Annotated in this window: 16 protein-coding genes and 1 tRNA gene; 11 read left to right on the top strand and 6 right to left on the bottom strand. The window is 56.0% G+C overall.

Translation table 11 applies throughout. The annotated features are described in order from the left end of the window. The first annotated feature begins 1 nt into the window (after position 1). From BKD70_RS06780 to BKD70_RS06760, 5 genes are all read left to right on the top strand, one after another. Positions 2–1,168, top strand: coding sequence for a CDP-glycerol glycerophosphotransferase family protein (locus BKD70_RS06780; RefSeq protein WP_052892205.1), 1,167 nt, complete (start codon positions 2–4; stop codon positions 1,166–1,168). Beyond that, a complete protein-coding gene (locus BKD70_RS06775) occupies positions 1,165–1,392 on the top strand; it encodes a hypothetical protein (protein ID WP_047273817.1) in 228 nt (75 codons plus the stop codon). The genes BKD70_RS06780 and BKD70_RS06775 overlap by 4 nt, the downstream gene beginning before the upstream one ends. A gap of 84 nt (positions 1,393–1,476) precedes the next feature. Next, positions 1,477–3,063: a membrane protein insertase YidC gene (gene yidC, locus BKD70_RS06770; RefSeq protein WP_047273818.1), complete on the top strand. Its 1,587-nt coding sequence runs from the start codon at positions 1,477–1,479 to the stop codon at positions 3,061–3,063. Between the two features lie 3 nt (positions 3,064–3,066). After that, positions 3,067–4,425, top strand: coding sequence for a formyltransferase family protein (locus BKD70_RS06765; RefSeq protein ID WP_047273819.1), 1,359 nt, complete (start codon positions 3,067–3,069; stop codon positions 4,423–4,425). A gap of 266 nt (positions 4,426–4,691) precedes the next feature. Beyond that, a complete protein-coding gene (locus tag BKD70_RS06760; RefSeq protein ID WP_099421423.1) occupies positions 4,692–5,246 on the top strand; it encodes a DUF924 family protein in 555 nt (184 codons plus the stop codon). Positions 5,247–5,260: 14 nt separating this feature from the next. Here BKD70_RS06760 and BKD70_RS06755 read toward each other — a convergent pair whose 3' ends face one another. After that, on the bottom strand, positions 5,261–5,713 hold the full coding sequence (locus BKD70_RS06755; protein WP_047273821.1) for an Lrp/AsnC family transcriptional regulator: 453 nt from the start codon (positions 5,711–5,713) through the stop codon (positions 5,261–5,263). A 159-nt stretch (positions 5,714–5,872) separates the two neighbouring features. Here BKD70_RS06755 and BKD70_RS06750 point away from each other — a divergent pair, with 159 nt between their 5' ends. After that, positions 5,873–6,487: a LysE family translocator gene (locus BKD70_RS06750; RefSeq protein ID WP_047273822.1), complete on the top strand. Its 615-nt coding sequence runs from the start codon at positions 5,873–5,875 to the stop codon at positions 6,485–6,487. 41 nt (positions 6,488–6,528) lie between these two features. Here the strand turns inward: BKD70_RS06750 and BKD70_RS06745 are convergent, their stop codons facing one another. The 3 genes from BKD70_RS06745 to BKD70_RS06735 all read right to left on the bottom strand — a co-directional run bounded on the left by BKD70_RS06745 (position 6,529) and on the right by BKD70_RS06735 (position 10,532). Then, the gene (locus BKD70_RS06745) at positions 6,529–8,961 is read right to left on the bottom strand and encodes a TonB-dependent receptor (protein ID WP_047273823.1); all 2,433 of its coding nucleotides are present in this window, start codon (positions 8,959–8,961) and stop codon (positions 6,529–6,531) included. Between the two features lie 99 nt (positions 8,962–9,060). Further along, positions 9,061–10,029: a FecR domain-containing protein gene (locus BKD70_RS06740; protein ID WP_047273824.1), complete on the bottom strand. Its 969-nt coding sequence runs from the start codon at positions 10,027–10,029 to the stop codon at positions 9,061–9,063. Then, on the bottom strand, positions 10,026–10,532 hold the full coding sequence (locus BKD70_RS06735; protein ID WP_047273825.1) for a sigma-70 family RNA polymerase sigma factor: 507 nt from the start codon (positions 10,530–10,532) through the stop codon (positions 10,026–10,028). Before BKD70_RS06735 ends, BKD70_RS06740 begins: the two co-directional genes overlap by 4 nt. Before the next feature lie 180 nt (positions 10,533–10,712). On the opposite strand from BKD70_RS06735, the gene BKD70_RS06730 reads away from it, so the two are divergent. After that, complete coding sequence (locus BKD70_RS06730) at positions 10,713–11,108, top strand: cytochrome c family protein (RefSeq protein WP_047273826.1); 396 nt, start codon at positions 10,713–10,715, stop codon at positions 11,106–11,108. On the opposite strand, the gene BKD70_RS06725 is transcribed toward BKD70_RS06730, so the two are convergent. Then, on the bottom strand, positions 11,102–11,431 hold the full coding sequence (locus BKD70_RS06725) for a hypothetical protein (RefSeq protein WP_047273827.1): 330 nt from the start codon (positions 11,429–11,431) through the stop codon (positions 11,102–11,104). The genes BKD70_RS06730 and BKD70_RS06725 overlap by 7 nt on opposite strands. Before the next feature lie 93 nt (positions 11,432–11,524). Continuing rightward, positions 11,525–11,609 (bottom strand) — tRNA-Leu (locus BKD70_RS06720). 106 nt (positions 11,610–11,715) lie between these two features. Here BKD70_RS06720 and queA point away from each other — a divergent pair. The 4 genes from queA (at position 11,716) to secD (ending at position 16,218) form a co-directional block, all read left to right on the top strand. Next, positions 11,716–12,777, top strand: a complete 1,062-nt coding sequence (gene queA, locus BKD70_RS06715) for a tRNA preQ1(34) S-adenosylmethionine ribosyltransferase-isomerase QueA (RefSeq protein ID WP_047273828.1) — start codon at positions 11,716–11,718, stop codon at positions 12,775–12,777. 11 nt (positions 12,778–12,788) lie between these two features. Further along, on the top strand, positions 12,789–13,904 hold the full coding sequence (tgt, locus tag BKD70_RS06710; protein WP_047277921.1) for a tRNA guanosine(34) transglycosylase Tgt: 1,116 nt from the start codon (positions 12,789–12,791) through the stop codon (positions 13,902–13,904). Positions 13,905–13,946: 42 nt separating this feature from the next. After that, entirely contained in the window at positions 13,947–14,282 is a 336-nt protein-coding gene (gene yajC / locus BKD70_RS06705) for a preprotein translocase subunit YajC (protein WP_047273832.1), read from the top strand. A gap of 67 nt (positions 14,283–14,349) precedes the next feature. Next, entirely contained in the window at positions 14,350–16,218 is a 1,869-nt protein-coding gene (gene secD, locus BKD70_RS06700; protein ID WP_047273833.1) for a protein translocase subunit SecD, read from the top strand. Positions 16,219–16,221 lie beyond the last annotated feature (3 nt).

Below are 16,221 nucleotides of genomic sequence, written 5' to 3'. Positions count from 1 at the left end.
AATGCTTGCCGCTTTAAAAAAGCTGTTCCGGGAATGGAAAAGCCTCAAGGCCTTCAAGCGGTTATCTGCTAAAGACCGGAGCATTGTCATTTATTCGGAAGGGCGCGGTTATTGGTCTTACTTTGAGCCGATCTACGTCAGTCTGCAGGCCCGGCATTCACAGGATGTGGTGTATGTCACTTCTGCTGAGAATGATCCGCTGTTGCTCAATCCTTTACCCGGCATGCGCGCTTTTTATATTGGCGAAGGCAGTGTGCGGACCCTTTTTTTTGCGACCCTCGAAGCCGACGTGTTGTTGATGACTATGCCGGATCTTCAGAGCTTCCATATAAAGCGGTCCCCGTTTTCTGTGCATTACGTGTATGTGCATCACTCAATTGTGAGCACACACATGATTTACAGAGCGGCGGCTTTCGACCACTTTGATTCAATCTTGTGTGTGGGACCGCATCACATCGACGAGACCAGAGCACGTGAAGTGGCCTATGGGCTGAAACCCAAGGCGTTGATCGAGCATGGGTACGGACGACTTGATACGCTCTTGAAAGAACGCAGCCATGCACTGGAAGGCAAAGACCCTGGGCATCCTGTGCAAGTACTGGTTGCACCTACGTGGGGTGAAAACGGTGTCTTCGAACGTCATGGCATTGATGTCATACGTCCGCTGATTGAGGCCGGTTGCAGAGTTATACTGCGGCCTCATCCGCGGACTCGTAAGCTGGCTGCGCAAAAGCTGGAACAGATTGCTGAGCACTACCGTGAAGAGCCTTTGTTTAGTCTGGATGAAGATGGTGATGGACGGGCGTCTTTGTTGAGCTCTGATCTCATGCTCAGTGACTGGTCAGGTGCTGCTTTGGAATTTGCCTTTGGGCTTGAACGACCGGTCATCTTTGTTGATGTACCGCGTAAGGTATTAAATAACGACTATCCTGCGCTGGGTCTTGAGCCGCTCGAAGTGCAGGTGAGAGAGCAGTTGGGTGTTGTGTTGTCGACTGACCGCTTGGAGCAAGCCGGTCAGTTGGCCCATGAGATGGTCCAAAATTCGAAGAAATTACGGGCCTCAATTTGCGCTGCGCGTGAACGTTGGATTTTTAATTCAGGTACAAGCGGTGAGGTTGCTGCAAACTATCTGATTTCTTTGGTGAATGGCAGGGGTGAAGGGTTGTGAAAAAAATTGATGCTTCTTTGGTTGCGTTAGTGTGTCTGGCGTTATTGCCAATCAATGCATTTGCCTACCTGGATCCGGGTACTGGCAGTGCGTTGTTGCAAGGGATTTTGGGAGCAGTAGCCGCCATTGCGATGGTATTGAAGTTGTACTGGCACCGTTTGTTGCGTGTGTTGGGGCTGCGTAAAGACACGCTCAAAAAAAACAAGTCTGAAGAAGAAGTTTAACTTCATCTATGCTTAGCCCGCTAATGCTGTAAATCAGCAATAGCGGGTTAATGTCTTTTTAAGTATTTAAGAACACCTTCTCTCATGCCAAATTATCAAAATAAATACCTTAGCCTCTTGAGTGCATGGTTGCTTTTGCTGTGTGCTTTCAGTGTGACAGCCAATGAATCGCAAGGTATTTCGTTAAAAAATAACAGTCTTGACATAACCTTCGATCTGTCTACAGGAAACGTTGATCACTGGCGTCTTCCAGGCGTTAAGAATGCTGACGACCAATTACAGGATATGGCAGCGCCCACGGGGCAACTTTTTGCGTTACAAGGCCAATTGGCTGGCAAGCCATTGCAGGAGTGGGAGCAACTTGCGCAAGGATGGACTTTAGAACAGCAGACTTCGCAAGAGGTTGTACTCAGCCTTAAAAGCCCCCAGTTGCCTTTTGTTCTGAAGAAGACCTGGCGGTTGAGCGAGCACGCCTGGCGTGCAGATTTTGATGTAAGTCTGGAGTTGCCTGCGGCCCATCGTGCAGACGGAGATCACTTGGAATTACAAGTTGGGCCGGGTGTTGGAGAAAAACCCGTCTCCGGACTGGGAATGGGGCAAAGCATTTATTCCTTCACCCAGCTGGTCTATAACACCGCGCAAGGTGTGTCGACAGTCCGGCTAGGAGGTGAAGACGAACCCAGCCAATTCTCATCCAGTTCGCTTACCGACTGGGACTGGGTAGGGTTGGAGAGTCGCTACCTGGCTATGATTTTAGTCCCGACGAACGCATCGCAGAAGCCATTGCAGTGGACAGCCAAAGCGCCTGAGCAGTCTGAGTCGAAGCAGATGCCAGCCAGTTTTTTAACGTCAATTTTTATTGAATTACCCATTGAGAAATCGCAAGAACTTTCCACGCAAACCTACCGTTGGAATGTATTCGGTGGGGGTAAAGCCTACGGTGCTTTAACGGAGGCGAATCCGGATCTGGGTGGCGTATTGTTTTCTGGTTTGTGGGACTGGTTACGCGGGCTGAGTCTGTTCATTATGAAAGTCCTTCAGTTCATTCATGCAGTGATAGGCAGTTGGGGGTTGTCAATAATACTGCTCGCGGTTTTAGTGCGTCTGGCCATGTACCCGATAGCCAAAAATGCCATGACGGCACAAAAAAAATTCGCAATGGTTCAAGCACGTCTTCAACCGCAGCTCGAAGATATTCGTCGTCGCTACAAAGGCGGTGAACAAAGTGAGCGCATTTTAGAACTGTACGAAAGCAACAATGTAAGCCCGCTAGCCGGAATGAAGCCGCTGCTGATCATTTTGATTCAAGTGCCTGTGTTTGTTTCTTTGTATCACTTGTTAGGGCAAACTTTTGAACTGCGCGATGCTTCTTTCTTGTGGATTAAAACACTGGCAGAGCCGGATCAGTTGTTCTCGTGGGGTATCGATTTGCCTGTGTTGGGCGCCTATTTTAATTTGCTACCAGTGCTGATGGCCCTCACGACGCTGCTGAGTATCAAAGTGGCCTCGGCCTCCGGAGCAAAGACTTCTTTCAAACAAACGATGACGTCATTGTTGATGGGGTTGGGTTTTTTCGTTCTGTTTTATTCCTTTCCAGCAGGCATGGTCCTGTATTGGACATCGGCCAATATTTTGCAAGTGCTGCATCAAAAAATAATAAAGGCTGAATAAATTATGTTAATTGAACAGGCTATTAGTAGCCGTCTAGAGACGCTTAAGCCAGAGCCGATTGCAGAGGCATACTTTGACACGGCCTGCGCGTTAAAAGCGGTTGCAGAAGCATCAGTATGTGCTGAACACGCGCTGGACACACTAGAGTTTCTATCCAAGCGTGTTGAAATTTCGCGCGGACTTTACGAGAGTTACTTGTCAACGGGGGGGAGGGCGACGCACCGCTGGTTAGATGTTCCGTATCTAGAGTTGGCGCTTCTTCTTCTCGTTAGGGACTTCTTACGTCTGGAGCAGGCGGGTCAATCTGTTGTAGCGCTTAAACGCTTAAATGCAGTCCTTAAGTTGTTGGCGTTCGTCAAGACGCAATCAACTGAAGTAAATGAAGATTTAGTATCGTTTATTAATACTCGGGCGGATCAATTTCTAAATGGGTTTGCAGCGTCTAGCACGGCAGAAACACCTTCCCAGTTGTCGCCTGTTAAACCACTGTTAAAAGAGCTGGATGTTACGGTTTTGTTTTGGGAAGGCCCGATAGCCCGAGCTTATTTGGCTACGCTTAAAGGGATGGGTTTAAAACCCAAAAAAATCATTCATCTTATCTCCGCAAATGATCTCGCCAGCGCAAAACCCATCGGCCGTTTTTTACCGGGTACAGCGAGACTTGCGTACGCTCACTATCGCCAGAAAAGCAGCATCCATTACTGGTCGCGAGCCTTGCAAATAAAGGAGTCTGAACTTTTCAACAGCCTAAAACGGAGTATCGAATCTTCACTGGGGTTTTCCGATGCAATTGTCGATGAAGCCTTGGCAGTGAAGGATTTGAGGACGTATTCGTCCTCAATTGAAAAACTCATGATAAATGGCTTGAAGGACAATGCCCTGCACAGTTATTTGGCCGCACTGCCTGAGACCACCTTGTTGTTTACGGGGGGCGGCATCGTGCCCAAAGCACTGTTGGACATGCCACATCTGAAGTTTGTGCATGTTCATCCCGGCTATTTGCCTGATGTGCGGGGAGCCGATTGTGCATTGTGGTCCGAATTGGTTAAAGGACGAACCTCAGCGACGTGTTTTTATATGGCGCCCGGCATAGATGATGGCGATATTATTCAGGCTTCATACTTGCCCGTGATTAATATCGATGTCAGTCGTTCTGGTAAAGATTTGAAGACGTTGTATCGAGCAACGTATGCGTTTGTAGATCCGTGGTTGCGTGCTCGTGTATTGCGCGAAGCTATCATCAAAACATTGGGGTTTACGGATGTGAAGGCTGTTTCGCAAAACGAAAGTTCAAGCATGACCTATCATTTTATGCATGAGCGGATACAGGACGCAGTATTTGATCGAATGTTCAAAGCTTAACGTTGTCATGCTGTAGTCGTATTGTGCTGTTTCGCCGCTTTGCCACCGTCCGGCAAGGCGGTCTTTCAAAAGAGTGTCTGTTTAATCCAGCGGGTTGTACGACTCTGCGCCTGTGCGACCCATTTCGCAATTCATAAAGCTGAATTGTTATCGCGCTTTTCCTTTTGCGACAGCCGGATCATGCACCTTGTTCGAGGTTCTGGTTCTATGCTGTAGCGGCAAAGTAAATCCTGTTTATTTAATGACCGGCGGGGAAAGTGATGAACATGGTGAAGCGTGATGCTCAGCCTTCTGCAGGCACAGTCCTTGAGTTTTGGAAAAACGCAGGCCCAAAACAGTGGTTTGCCAAGGATGCAGGGTTTGATAAGCGGTTTCGTGATGCGTTTTACACTGCGCACTTTTACGCCGCGCGGCGGGAGTTGGAGCATTGGTCTGCGGCGCCTGACAGCGCGCTGGCGTTGTTGATTTTGCTCGATCAATACCCGCGCAACGCGTTCAGAGGGACGGCGCATATGTTTGCCACTGACCCGTTGGCGCGGTTTTACGCGCGGCAGATGATCGATGGCGGGATGGACAGGCAGGTGGCCGCTGATCTGCGTATTTTCTGTTACTTGCCGTTCGAGCACTCTGAAGACCCTGTCGATCAGCAGCTGTCGTTGCAACTGCATCAAGGCCTGGAGCCCCAGGATTTCAAATGGGCCAAAGAGCACGCAGGCATCATCGAAACATTCGGCCGTTTTCCTCATCGCAATGAGGTGTTGGGACGGGTGACGACGCAGGCTGAGCGCGCTTATCTGGAGAGTGGAGGCTTTGCGGGGTAGGTCGTCCTGTTGTGTTACAGCGGCAACACACGGTCATGGATGACCCGTTTCATCACCAGTGTCGACACCAGGCGCTGTACGTTGGGCAATGCGCTGAGGTGTTCGTCGTAGAGCTGCTGGTAGGCCGGCAAGTCTTTGGCGATGACGTGCAGCAGGTAGTCCGGGTCGCCGAACAGCCGTTGGGCTTCGACGATTTGCGGGATGTCTGGCAGTGCAGCCTCGAAATCGGCTACGGCTTGACGCGTGACTTCGCGCAAGGTCACGAACACCATGGCCGAAAAGTTCAGCCCCAGCTCGCTGGGCGCCAGCACAGCCCGATACCCCAATATCACCCCGGCTTCTTCCAGTGCCCGCACCCGACGATGGCACGGCGACAGGCTCAGGCCCACGCGATCAGCCAATTCAGTGAGAGAAAGCCGGCCATCGGTGTGCAGTTCAGCAAGAATCTTTCGGTCAATTCGATCCACTGAGAAGAACCTTCTAATTGTGTCGCGCTGGTCGGGGATAAACGCAAAGTAATCCTAGCAGCATTTACTTAATCTTCTATCGGTCGGTTTCGCCACGAGCGGCCTCAGTCGTCTGGCTTGCCCTTTAACCCTGTTTGGCCCCTAGAAGGTGCTTATCTCGTGACTCTCAGTGTTCTGGCCGCGTTCTGGGCGGTGTCGTTCCTGTTCATCATCACCCCTGGCGCCGATTGGGCGTATGCCATCTCGGCGGGCATGCGCGGCCGTTGGGTAACGCCTGCGGTGGCAGGTTTGTTGTCGGGGCATTTACTGGCGACGATCATTGTCGCGGCGGGCGTCGGCGGGTTGATGGCCAGCAATCCGATGATTCTCAAGGTGCTGACCGTGGCTGGGTCGCTGTATTTGTTCTGGCTTGGCGTGGGGATGCTCAGAAACCCCGCAACCCCGGTGTCCGGAAGCGTTCAGGTGGCGGACTCCTGGTCACGTTGGGCGTGGAAGGGGTTGTGCGTGAGCGGTTTGAATCCGAAGGTGTTTTTGTTGTTTCTGGCGCTGTTGCCGCAGTTCACCGACCCCCTGTCGACATGGCCAGTGCCTGCGCAGATCGTAGCCCTGGGCGGGCTGCATGCGGTCAGTTGCGGCGTTGTGTATTTACTGGTTGGATTCGGCGCCCGAGCGGTGCTGCAAACCCGGCCCGGCGCGGCGCAACGGGTCAGTCAGACCTCGGGCGCCATCATGATCCTGATTGCCCTGATATTGCTGGCCGAGCAGATGCTGTAACCCGTCGCTGCCCGTGTGTCAGGGCAGCGACGGTGCAGGGCTTAGAAGTCTGCCTTGAGCGACATGACGACGTTACGCGGTTCGCCATAGAAGTTGCCGAACCCTTCGGTGCCGATACTGGCGTAGTAGCGTTTGTCGAACAGGTTGTTGCCATTGAGCGCCACCGACCAGGTGTCATCAATGCGATAGCCAATGCGCCCGTTCCATACCGCGTAACCCGCCTGGCTGACGTCGTTGCCGCTGATGGGCGACACGCGGTAATTGCTGCTCTGCGCGTTGACGCCCACCCCTAACGTGACGCGCTCCAGGGCGCCCGTCAGTGCGTAATCGGCCCACACCCGCAACAGGTGACGCGGCACGTAAGAGGTGTAGGCCAGGCCTTTCTGATCGGGCTGGGCGTCTTCCAGTACTTTGCTCTGGGTGTAGGTGTAGCCCGCCAGCAGTTGCAGGCGCTCGATAACTTCGCCGCTGATTTCTGCCTCGAAGCCCTGGGCGCGGACTTTGCCGGAGTTCAGTGAGCAACTGCTGTCCGGGCACAACGGATCATCTTGCGCGGCATCGTTTTGCTCGGTGCGGAACAGGTTAAAAGAGCTGTTGAGGCGTCCTTCGAACCATTCGCCCTTGATCCCCAGCTCGTAACTTTTGCCGATTAACGGTTTGAGGCTGCTGCCGTCGATGGTTTTGTAGCCGCCTTGTGGGGTGAAAATGTCGGTATAGCTGGCGTAAGTGGTGAGGTTATCGTTGATGTCGAACAACACGGCGGCAAAGGGGGTGACTTGCCCGCTTTCCCTGGCTTTTGAGTTGACCGGGGTGCCTTCACCGCGCCAGTAGGTGGTGGAGTCGCTGTCCGATGAGTACCAGCTGACCCGGCTGCCAACCACAACGGTCAGAGGATCGGCCAGTTTCAGTCGGGCGAGGCTGTAGGCGCCATATTGCTGGATGCGCATGTCCACCGGGCCGCCCCGCGAGGCATTGGCAAGGTAGTAGCCCTCGTCCGGCCGTGGCAGATGGTGATCCGGATTGAAGATGTCCTGGCGCTGGGGCAGGGCCGCCACGGCGTAGAAGTCATCTTTATGCGAGCGACTGGCGTTGGCGCCCACGATCAGTTCGTGCGCTTGGCCGAAGGCATCAAACGTGCCATCGACATAGGCATCGAAGCCGTAGTCGACCTGATCGTAGTCGTAAATGCTCCCCAGCATGAGCGTGTTGGTGTGGGTAGCACCTACGGGAACGGGCCCGCTGGGGAAGGCGTATTCCATGTCCTGGGTATTTTTGGAATACACCCCGGCCACCTTGAGTGCCCAGTTGTCACTGAGGGTGTGGGTCAGGTCACCGAAGACGGTCGTGCGTTTGCTGCGCTGGTTATTCCACGCGGTATTCAGGCAGGTGGAGCGTTTGAGCTTCAAGTCGCTGCCGTCGGCATAGCGCGGCAACCCACCCCAGCACGGGGTGGCATCTACGTCTTCATACGCCAGGCCTAGGCCGAGCGTGGTGTCCGGGGTGAGGTCCAGATCAAGGGCGCCGTAGTAAATCTGGTCGCGGCGTTCAGCGACGTCATAAAAATACTGGCGGGTTTGTTGGGCCATTACGGCGCGGCCTCGCAACGTGCCGGACTCATTCAAGGGCCCGCCGGTGTCCACAAGGCCGCGATAGTTGTCCCATGTGCCCGCCGAGAGCGAGAGTTGCGTGTGCGGCGTGTACCCGCCGCGTTTGCGCACAAAATTGACCCCGCCCGCCGTGCCGCCCGCGCCCTTCATCATGCCGGCGGCACCGCGCAACACCTCAACCCGGTCATAAATTGCCATGTCGCTGTTGAAGCTGTCGGCCTGTACGTAGCTGCTGCCGATGTCCAGCGGCACGCCGTCGTACTGATACTGGCCGCTCATGCGAAATCCGCGCGAGTAAAAGTACTTACCGCCCATGGGAGAGTCGTACACGGTGATCCCGGGGACTTTTTCCATGACTTGATCGATGGTGTTGAGGTTTTGGTCATCGAGCATTTTGCGGGTGATCACGGTGACGGACTGTGGTGTTTCTTTGAGGCTGTGTGAACCCTTGCCGATGGTGACCGCCTGGGCCGTGTAAGACCCGGAACCTTCAGTGGTGGCGTCGCGGCTTTGCTCGACGACACGGGTGACCCCCAATTGCAGGGCATCGCCGTTTTGCGGAGCCGGTTCGACGCTGAAGTTGCCCTGGCCCGTGATGCGCAATTGCAGACGGCTGCCTGCCAGTGCCGCGTCTATCGCCTGCTCGGGCGACATGCGCCCGACCACAGCCGGTGCCTGTTTGCCCTGCACGAGGGCGGGTTCAAGGGAGATGATGTTCCCGCTCTGGCTGGCAATCGCATTGAGGGTAGTGGCCAAGGGGCCAGCCGGAAGGTTGAAATTCACGTCTTGCGCCTGAACCAGTGCAGGGCTCGCCACCGTTGCCAGAGCAACGGCAACGCAGAGGGCGTTGGGCCACGGGTTGATCACAGCATTCTCCTGATCGTGTGAAGGTGTCAGGAGATAGGTGGGATGAGAAATGAAAACCGGACACAAATACGATTAATGTTCAAAAAGAAAACAACACTCTCATCGGGCACTGATCACGGTCAGCCATGGGCTGTAGTGATCCACGCGAATGGCATGGGTTTCTGCCAGTGCGGCGAATGCCCGCTGGGGATCGTTGAGCGGATACACGCCTTGTACGCGTAATTGCCGTACCTCGGGCGCCACGCGTACGAAGCCACGGGTATAAGGCCTCAACGCATCCACGACCTGCTCCAGCGGAGCATCCAGCACGTTCAGCCTGCCGCTTTGCCAGTCGGCGCGCTGGCGTTGTTCACCGGGCACCGGGGTGATGCGGTCGGCATGCAGCAGCGCTGACTGGCCTTCTTGCAGGTTAAGCGTTGCGCCGTTGGGCAGGCGGGTTTCAACGGCATGCTGCAGCACCACCACACGGCTGACTCCGTGCTCTTGAGACACCAGAAAACGCGTGCCCAAGGCGCGGACTTCACCCTGCGCCGTACGCACCCGCAAGGGCCGTTGTGGATCGGGCGCTACCTGAATCACCAGTTCGCCGCGGCGCAAGATGAGCAGGCGTTGAGCGGCATCGAAGTGTAGGTCCACGGCGCTGTTGGCATTGAGGCTCAAGTGGCTGCCATCTGCCAGATTGAAGTCTTGACGGTGAGCGCGGCCCGTTGACAGGTCGGCCAGCAAGGAAACACCAGACGGGCTTTTTGCGCCGAGCCATACACCGCCGCCCAGTACTCCCAGCCCTGCGATCATGCGCAAGGCGTCACGCCGCGTGGTGTGGGGTTGAAGCAGGACCTTGCGGGCTTCGCTGGCCTGGCCGGGTACGCGGTTATCCAGTGCGCGCAATGGGTTGAACGAGGCGCCGATGCGGTTTTGCAGCGTGGTCCACGCCTGCTGGTGAGCCGGGTCGTGATTGAGCCAACACGTGAAGCGCTTGAGCAGATCCGGCGTGGGCGTCTCGGCGCGCAGTTTGACCATCCAGTCAATCGCCTGTTCGCTGATCGGGTCCAGTTGCGGCTTGCTCATTGGCTGGCCTCGCACAGGTAGCACATGCGCAAGGCTTGCTTCATGTAGCGGCTGACGGTGCGTTCTGAAAGCCCCAGCTTTTGAGCGATGGCCACGTAGCTCAAACCGTCGAGCTGGCTGTAAAGGAATGTGGCTTTGACCGCCATCGGCAAGCCGTCGAGCGCGCGGTCAATGGCAATCAGTGCTTCGGTCAGTTGCAGTTGTTCTTCTGGCGAGGGGGCGACGGCTTCCGGCAACAGCGCCAATCGCTCCAGATAGGCCAGTTCCAGCTGGCGTCGCCGGTGTCGATCGAAGATCAGCCGCCGGGCAATGGTCGAGAGGTAAGCACGGGGTTGCTCAATGCTGTCCGGGTCCACTTGGGCCGCCAGCAACTGGCAAAACGTGTCCGCCGCCGTGTCCTGTGCGTCGGCGTGATTACGTAACCGGCGCTGAATGTGTTGCAGCAACCAGCGATGATGATCGCTGAAAAAGAAACCCAGCTTGCTGGTCGAAGGAGAATGCACCGGTTGGCGTCCAGATGTGAGTGCGAATAGTTCTCAATAGTAGCGGCGAGATGATGGCCACTGCAATCACTGCGTGCGCGGATGCATACACAACGGTGTCGGGTCGTGATTGGAGAGACGCCGCGGGTGCGGGCATAATTGGTCACTGACATTGTTTGCAACATCTGACTGGAGTCGCCCATGAAATCCCCCGTCTTGCCAGGCCTGGCCCTGATTGTCGCTGCCGGAATGTTGAGCTCAGCGGCCGTCGCAGCGGGGGATGCTGAAGCGGGCGGCAGGTTATTCACGAAAATGTGCGCGGGTTGCCACAGCATCGGCAAAGGCGCCCGGGGCGGTTTTGGCCCGCAACTCAATGGCGTGATCGGACGGCCTGCCGGGGCAACCGCCGATTATCAATACTCCGATGCCATGAAGCATTCAGGCGTGGTGTGGACCAAGGACAAGCTGGCGGCCTACATCGAAGCCCCGAAGAAGGTCGTCAGTGGTACGCGCATGATTTTCTGGGGGATCAGCGATCAGGAAAAAATCGACAACCTGCTGGCCTACCTGGAGACCTTTCAGGACGCCGATCACTGAATGTCTTTCAAGTAACTCGTGAGGTAAGTCAGCGGCGTGCCCATTTGCTCCAGGGTTTGAGCCTGTGCGAAGGCGGTGGCGAGCTTGTGCAGTTCGCGTCCCAAGGGCTTTTGTGTGCCGCCTAACGCGTTCAGCGCCTGGCTCAGACAATCCGCCACTTTTGCCTGAATGCCAGGGGCGTCGTCTTTGCGCACCAGCAACGCAAACACTTCGCGCTGATAGTCATCCATCACCGGGTCGTCACGCAGAATTGGGCTATGACCGTCGGTCTCATAGACCAATTTCAGAGAGAAAAGGGCGACAGTCTCCAGCGACGATTCCATGTTGGGATTTCCTGTTAGAAGGTGCCGTATGGCAGCGTTCACTTTTCTGCAGGCGAAAAAAAAGACCTTGAATTTCAAGGTCTTTTTTTAAGATGGTGCCCCGAGGGAGACTCGAACTCCCACTTCTTTCGAAAACGGATTTTGAATCCGCCGCGTCTACCAATTCCGCCATCAGGGCTCAATGGCGGCGAAGTATAGAGATGAGCTTTAGGTCGGTCAACAACTTATTGGTCTATTTTTGCTAAGTCCGTTAAACTCCCCGGCCCTGCTAGACGAAACCTATCATGCGCGTTGCTGACTTTACTTTCGAACTCCCTGATTCGCTCATCGCACGCCATCCTTTGGCGGAGCGCCGCAACAGCCGCCTGCTGACCCTGGATGGGGAAAGCGGGGCGCTGGCTCATCGTCAATTCACTGATTTGCTTGAACATTTACGTTCGGGCGATTTGATGGTGTTTAACAATACCCGGGTGATTCCGGCCCGCCTGTTTGGCCAGAAGGCCTCCGGCGGCAAGCTCGAAATCCTCGTCGAGCGCGTGCTCGACAGCCACCGGGTGCTGGCGCATGTGCGCTCCAGCAAGTCGCCCAAGCCGGGGTCGAAAATCCTCATCGATGGCGGTGGCGAGGCCCAAATGCTGGCGCGCCATGATGCGTTGTTCGAGCTGGGTTTTGCTGAAGAAGTGCTGCCGTTGCTGGACCGTGTCGGGCACATGCCCCTGCCGCCTTACATCGATCGTCCTGACGAAGGCTCCGACCGCGAGCGTTATCAAACGGTCTACGCTCAACGTCTTGGTGCTGTGGCAGCGCCCACCGCCGGGCTGCATTTCGATGAGCCGCTGATGCAGGCCATCGCCGCCAAAGGTGTCGAGACCGCATTCGTGACGTTGCACGTAGGGGCGGGCACGTTCCAGCCGGTGCGGGTTGAGCGTCTTGAAGACCATCACATGCACACCGAGTGGCTGGAAGTGGGTCAGGAGGTGGTCGACGCCGTGGCCGCCTGCCGCGCGCGCGGCGGTCGCGTAATTGCGGTGGGCACCACCAGTGTGCGGTCGCTCGAAAGTGCCGCGCGCGACGGTACGCTCAAGCCGTTCAGTGGTGACACGGACATTTTTATTTTCCCTGGCCGGCCGTTTCATGTGGTCGATGCGCTGGTGACCAACTTCCATTTGCCGGAATCCACGCTGTTGATGCTGGTTTCGGCGTTCGCCGGCTACCCCGAAACCATGGCGGCCTATAAGGCTGCGGTTGAGCAGGGGTACCGCTTCTTTAGTTACGGTGATGCAATGTTCATCACCCGCAATCCTGCGCCGACGGCTCCCGCCCCGGCCCCAGAGGATCAAGCATGAGCAACTGTCGTATGTCCTTCGAGCTGCTGGCCACTGATGGCAAGGCGCGTCGCGGTCGTCTGACCTTCCCGCGTGGTGTGGTGGAAACCCCTGCGTTCATGCCGGTAGGAACTTACGGTACGGTCAAAGGCATGCTGCCGCGCGATATCGAAGCGATTGGCGCGCAGATGATTTTGGGCAACACCTTTCACCTCTGGCTGCGTCCGGGCACTGAAGTCATCAAGAAGCACGGCGACCTGCATGACTTCATGAAATGGCAAGGGCCTATCCTGACCGACTCGGGCGGCTTTCAGGTGTTCAGCCTTGGCGCCATGCGCAAGATTAAAGAAGAGGGCGTGACGTTCGCTTCCCCGGTCGATGGTGCCAAGGTGTTCATGGGGCCGGAGGAGTCGATGCAGGTCCAGCGTGACCTGGGTTCTGACGTGGTGATGATTTTCGACGAGTGCACCCCGTACCCGGCCGATGAAGACGTGGCCCGTGTTTCGATGGAGCTGTCGTTGCGCTGGGCTCAGCGTTCCAAAAACGCCCACGGCGATAACACGGCGGCACTGTTCGGTATCGTTCAGGGTGGCATGCACCAGAACCTGCGCGAGCGTTCGCTGGAAGGGTTGAACAAGATCGGCTTCGATGGTCTGGCCATTGGCGGACTGTCGGTGGGTGAACCCAAGCACGAGATGATCAAGGTGCTGGACTACCTGCCCGCCAAGATGCCAGCTGACAAACCTCGTTACCTTATGGGGGTTGGCAAGCCTGAAGATCTCGTGGAGGGTGTGCGCCGCGGTGTGGACATGTTCGATTGCGTGATGCCAACCCGTAATGCCCGCAATGGGCATCTGTTTATCGACACCGGTGTGTTGAAGATCCGCAACGCGTTCCATCGCCATGATGATTCGCCGCTGGATCCGACCTGCGATTGCTATACCTGCCAGAACTTCTCCCGTGCTTATCTGCATCATCTGGACAAGTGCGGTGAAATGCTGGGTAGCATGCTCAATACCATCCACAATTTGCGGCACTATCAGGTGCTCATGGCTGGTTTGCGCGAGGCTATTCAACAGGGTACATTGGCCGCCTTTGTCGATGCCTTCTATGCCAAGCGCGGGTTGCCTGTACCGCCCCTGGACTGATTTTCGGACCCTAAGAAACACTTTTTGCAACTGGAGTGCTTAATGAGCTTTTTCATCTCTCCCGCTTTCGCGGACGCTGCTGCACCTGCTGCTGGCCCAGCCGGTACTGGTTTTGAGTGGATTTTCCTGGTCGGCTTCCTGGTCATCTTCTATCTGATGATCTGGCGCCCGCAGGCCAAGCGCGCCAAAGAGCAGAAAGCCCTGTTGGGTAACCTGCAAAAAGGCGACGAAGTCGTTACCACTGGCGGCATCGCCGGCAAAATCACCAAAGTGACTGACGCTTTTGTTGTGATCGAAGTGTCTGACACTGTCGAGCTGAAAATTCAGAAGGGCGCTGTAGCCGCCACGTTGCCTAAAGGCACGCTGAAAGCGATCTAAAGTTTCAACTTTTAACAATCGACGGGGCGCGCAAGGCGCCCCGCGTTCTAAGCGGGCGGCGTGATTGATGCTGAACAAATACCCTCTGTGGAAATACGTACTGATCCTGGCAGTGCTGGCGATCGGTTTTATTTATTCCGCTCCCAATCTCTACCCGGATGACCCTGCAATTCAGGTGTCGGGCGCGAGCACGGCGCTGCAAGTCACTGATGCTGACCTGGAGCGTGCGAGCAAGGCGCTCAAGGATGCTGGCATTGCGGTGAAAGGCGCGACACTGGCCCAGAACGGCAAGGGCGGCTTGTTGCGCCTGGCGAGCAAAGACGATCAGTTGCCGGCCAAAGACGTGGTGCGCAAGGCATTGGGTGACGACTATGTCGTTGCACTGAACCTGGCTCAGACCACGCCGCAATGGCTGCGTAATCTGGGTGCTCACCCGATGAAGCTGGGTCTGGACTTGTCGGGCGGTGTGCATTTCCTGTTGGAAGTGGACATGGACAAGGCCGTTGACGCGCGCATGAAAGTGTACGAAAGCGACGTCAAAAGCCTGTTGCGTAAAGACAAGCTGCGCTATCGCAGTCTGCCGCAACTCAATGGCGCCATTCAGTTGGGCTTTGCCGACGAAGCGACCCGTGAGCAAGCGCGTAGCCTGATTCGCAAAAACTTCAACGATTTCGACATTACCGCTGCCGACCTCAATGGCCAGCCGGTGCTGCGTCTGGCGATGACCCCGGCCAAGCTGGCGGAAATCCGTGAATATTCCATCAAGCAAAACCTGACCACTGTCCGTAACCGGGTGAACGAGTTGGGTGTTGCCGAGCCTTTGGTTCAGCGTCAGGGTGCTAACCGCATCGTGGTCGAGCTGCCGGGCGTGCAAGACACCGCCGAAGCCAAGCGTATTCTGGGCAAGACGGCCAACCTTGAGTTCCGTCTGGCGGCAGAGCCGGGCGCTTCCAAAGCCACTTCCGAAACGTTCGAGTTCCGTGAAGGCAATCGTCCTTCCGCGCAAATCGAGCGTGGTTTGATCATCACCGGTGATCAGGTAACGGATGCGCAGGCAGGTTTTGACGAGCATGGTCGTCCACAGGTGAACATCAAGCTTGATGGTCATGGTGGCGAGTTGATGAGTCGTTCCACGCGCAGCAACGTCGGTCGCAGCATGGCGGTGATCTTCATCGAGCAGAAGCCGGTGACGACCTACACCAAGCAAGTGGTCGATGGTGTCGAGAAAGAAGTGCCGGTCCAGGCCTTCAAGGAAGAGAAAAAGATCATCAGTCTGGCGACCATTCAGTCGCCGCTGGGCAGTCAGTTCCGGATTACCGGTCTGAACGGTCAGGGTGAGGCTTCCGAGCTGGCGCTGTTGCTGCGTGCCGGTGGTCTGGCTGCACCGATGTACTTCGCTGAAGAGCGCACCATTGGTCCGAGCTTGGGTGCTGACAACATCACCAAGGGTATCGATGCGTCGCTGTGGGGCATGCTGTTTGTGTCCATCTTTATCATCGCGATCTATCGCTTCTTCGGTGTGATTGCGACGGTGGCGCTGGCGGGGAACATGGTACTGCTGCTGGCTTTGATGTCTTTGCTGGGGGCTACGCTGACCCTGCCGGGTATCGCCGGTATCGTATTGACGATGGGTATGGCGGTCGACGCCAACGTGCTGATCTTCTCGCGTATCCGTGAGGAAATTGCCAATGGCATGACGCCGCAGCGGGCGATCAATGAAGGCTTCAATCGCGCGTTCACGGCGATTGTCGACTCCAACCTGACAACCCTGTTGGTCGGCGGGATTCTGTTTGCCATGGGTACCGGGCCGGTCAAAGGCTTTGCGGTGACCATGTCCCTCGGGATCTTTACCTCGATGTTCACGGCCATCATGGTGACCCGCGCGTTGGTCAACCTGGTTTACGGCGGTCGGGACTTCAAGAAGTTGTGGATTTAAGGG

The organism is Pseudomonas sp. BS-2016, assembly GCF_001806145.1.
Classification (GTDB): domain Bacteria; phylum Pseudomonadota; class Gammaproteobacteria; order Pseudomonadales; family Pseudomonadaceae; genus Aquipseudomonas; species Aquipseudomonas lundensis.
Note: the sequence above shows the minus strand (reverse complement) of the source record. Positions and strands in the feature narration are given on the sequence as shown.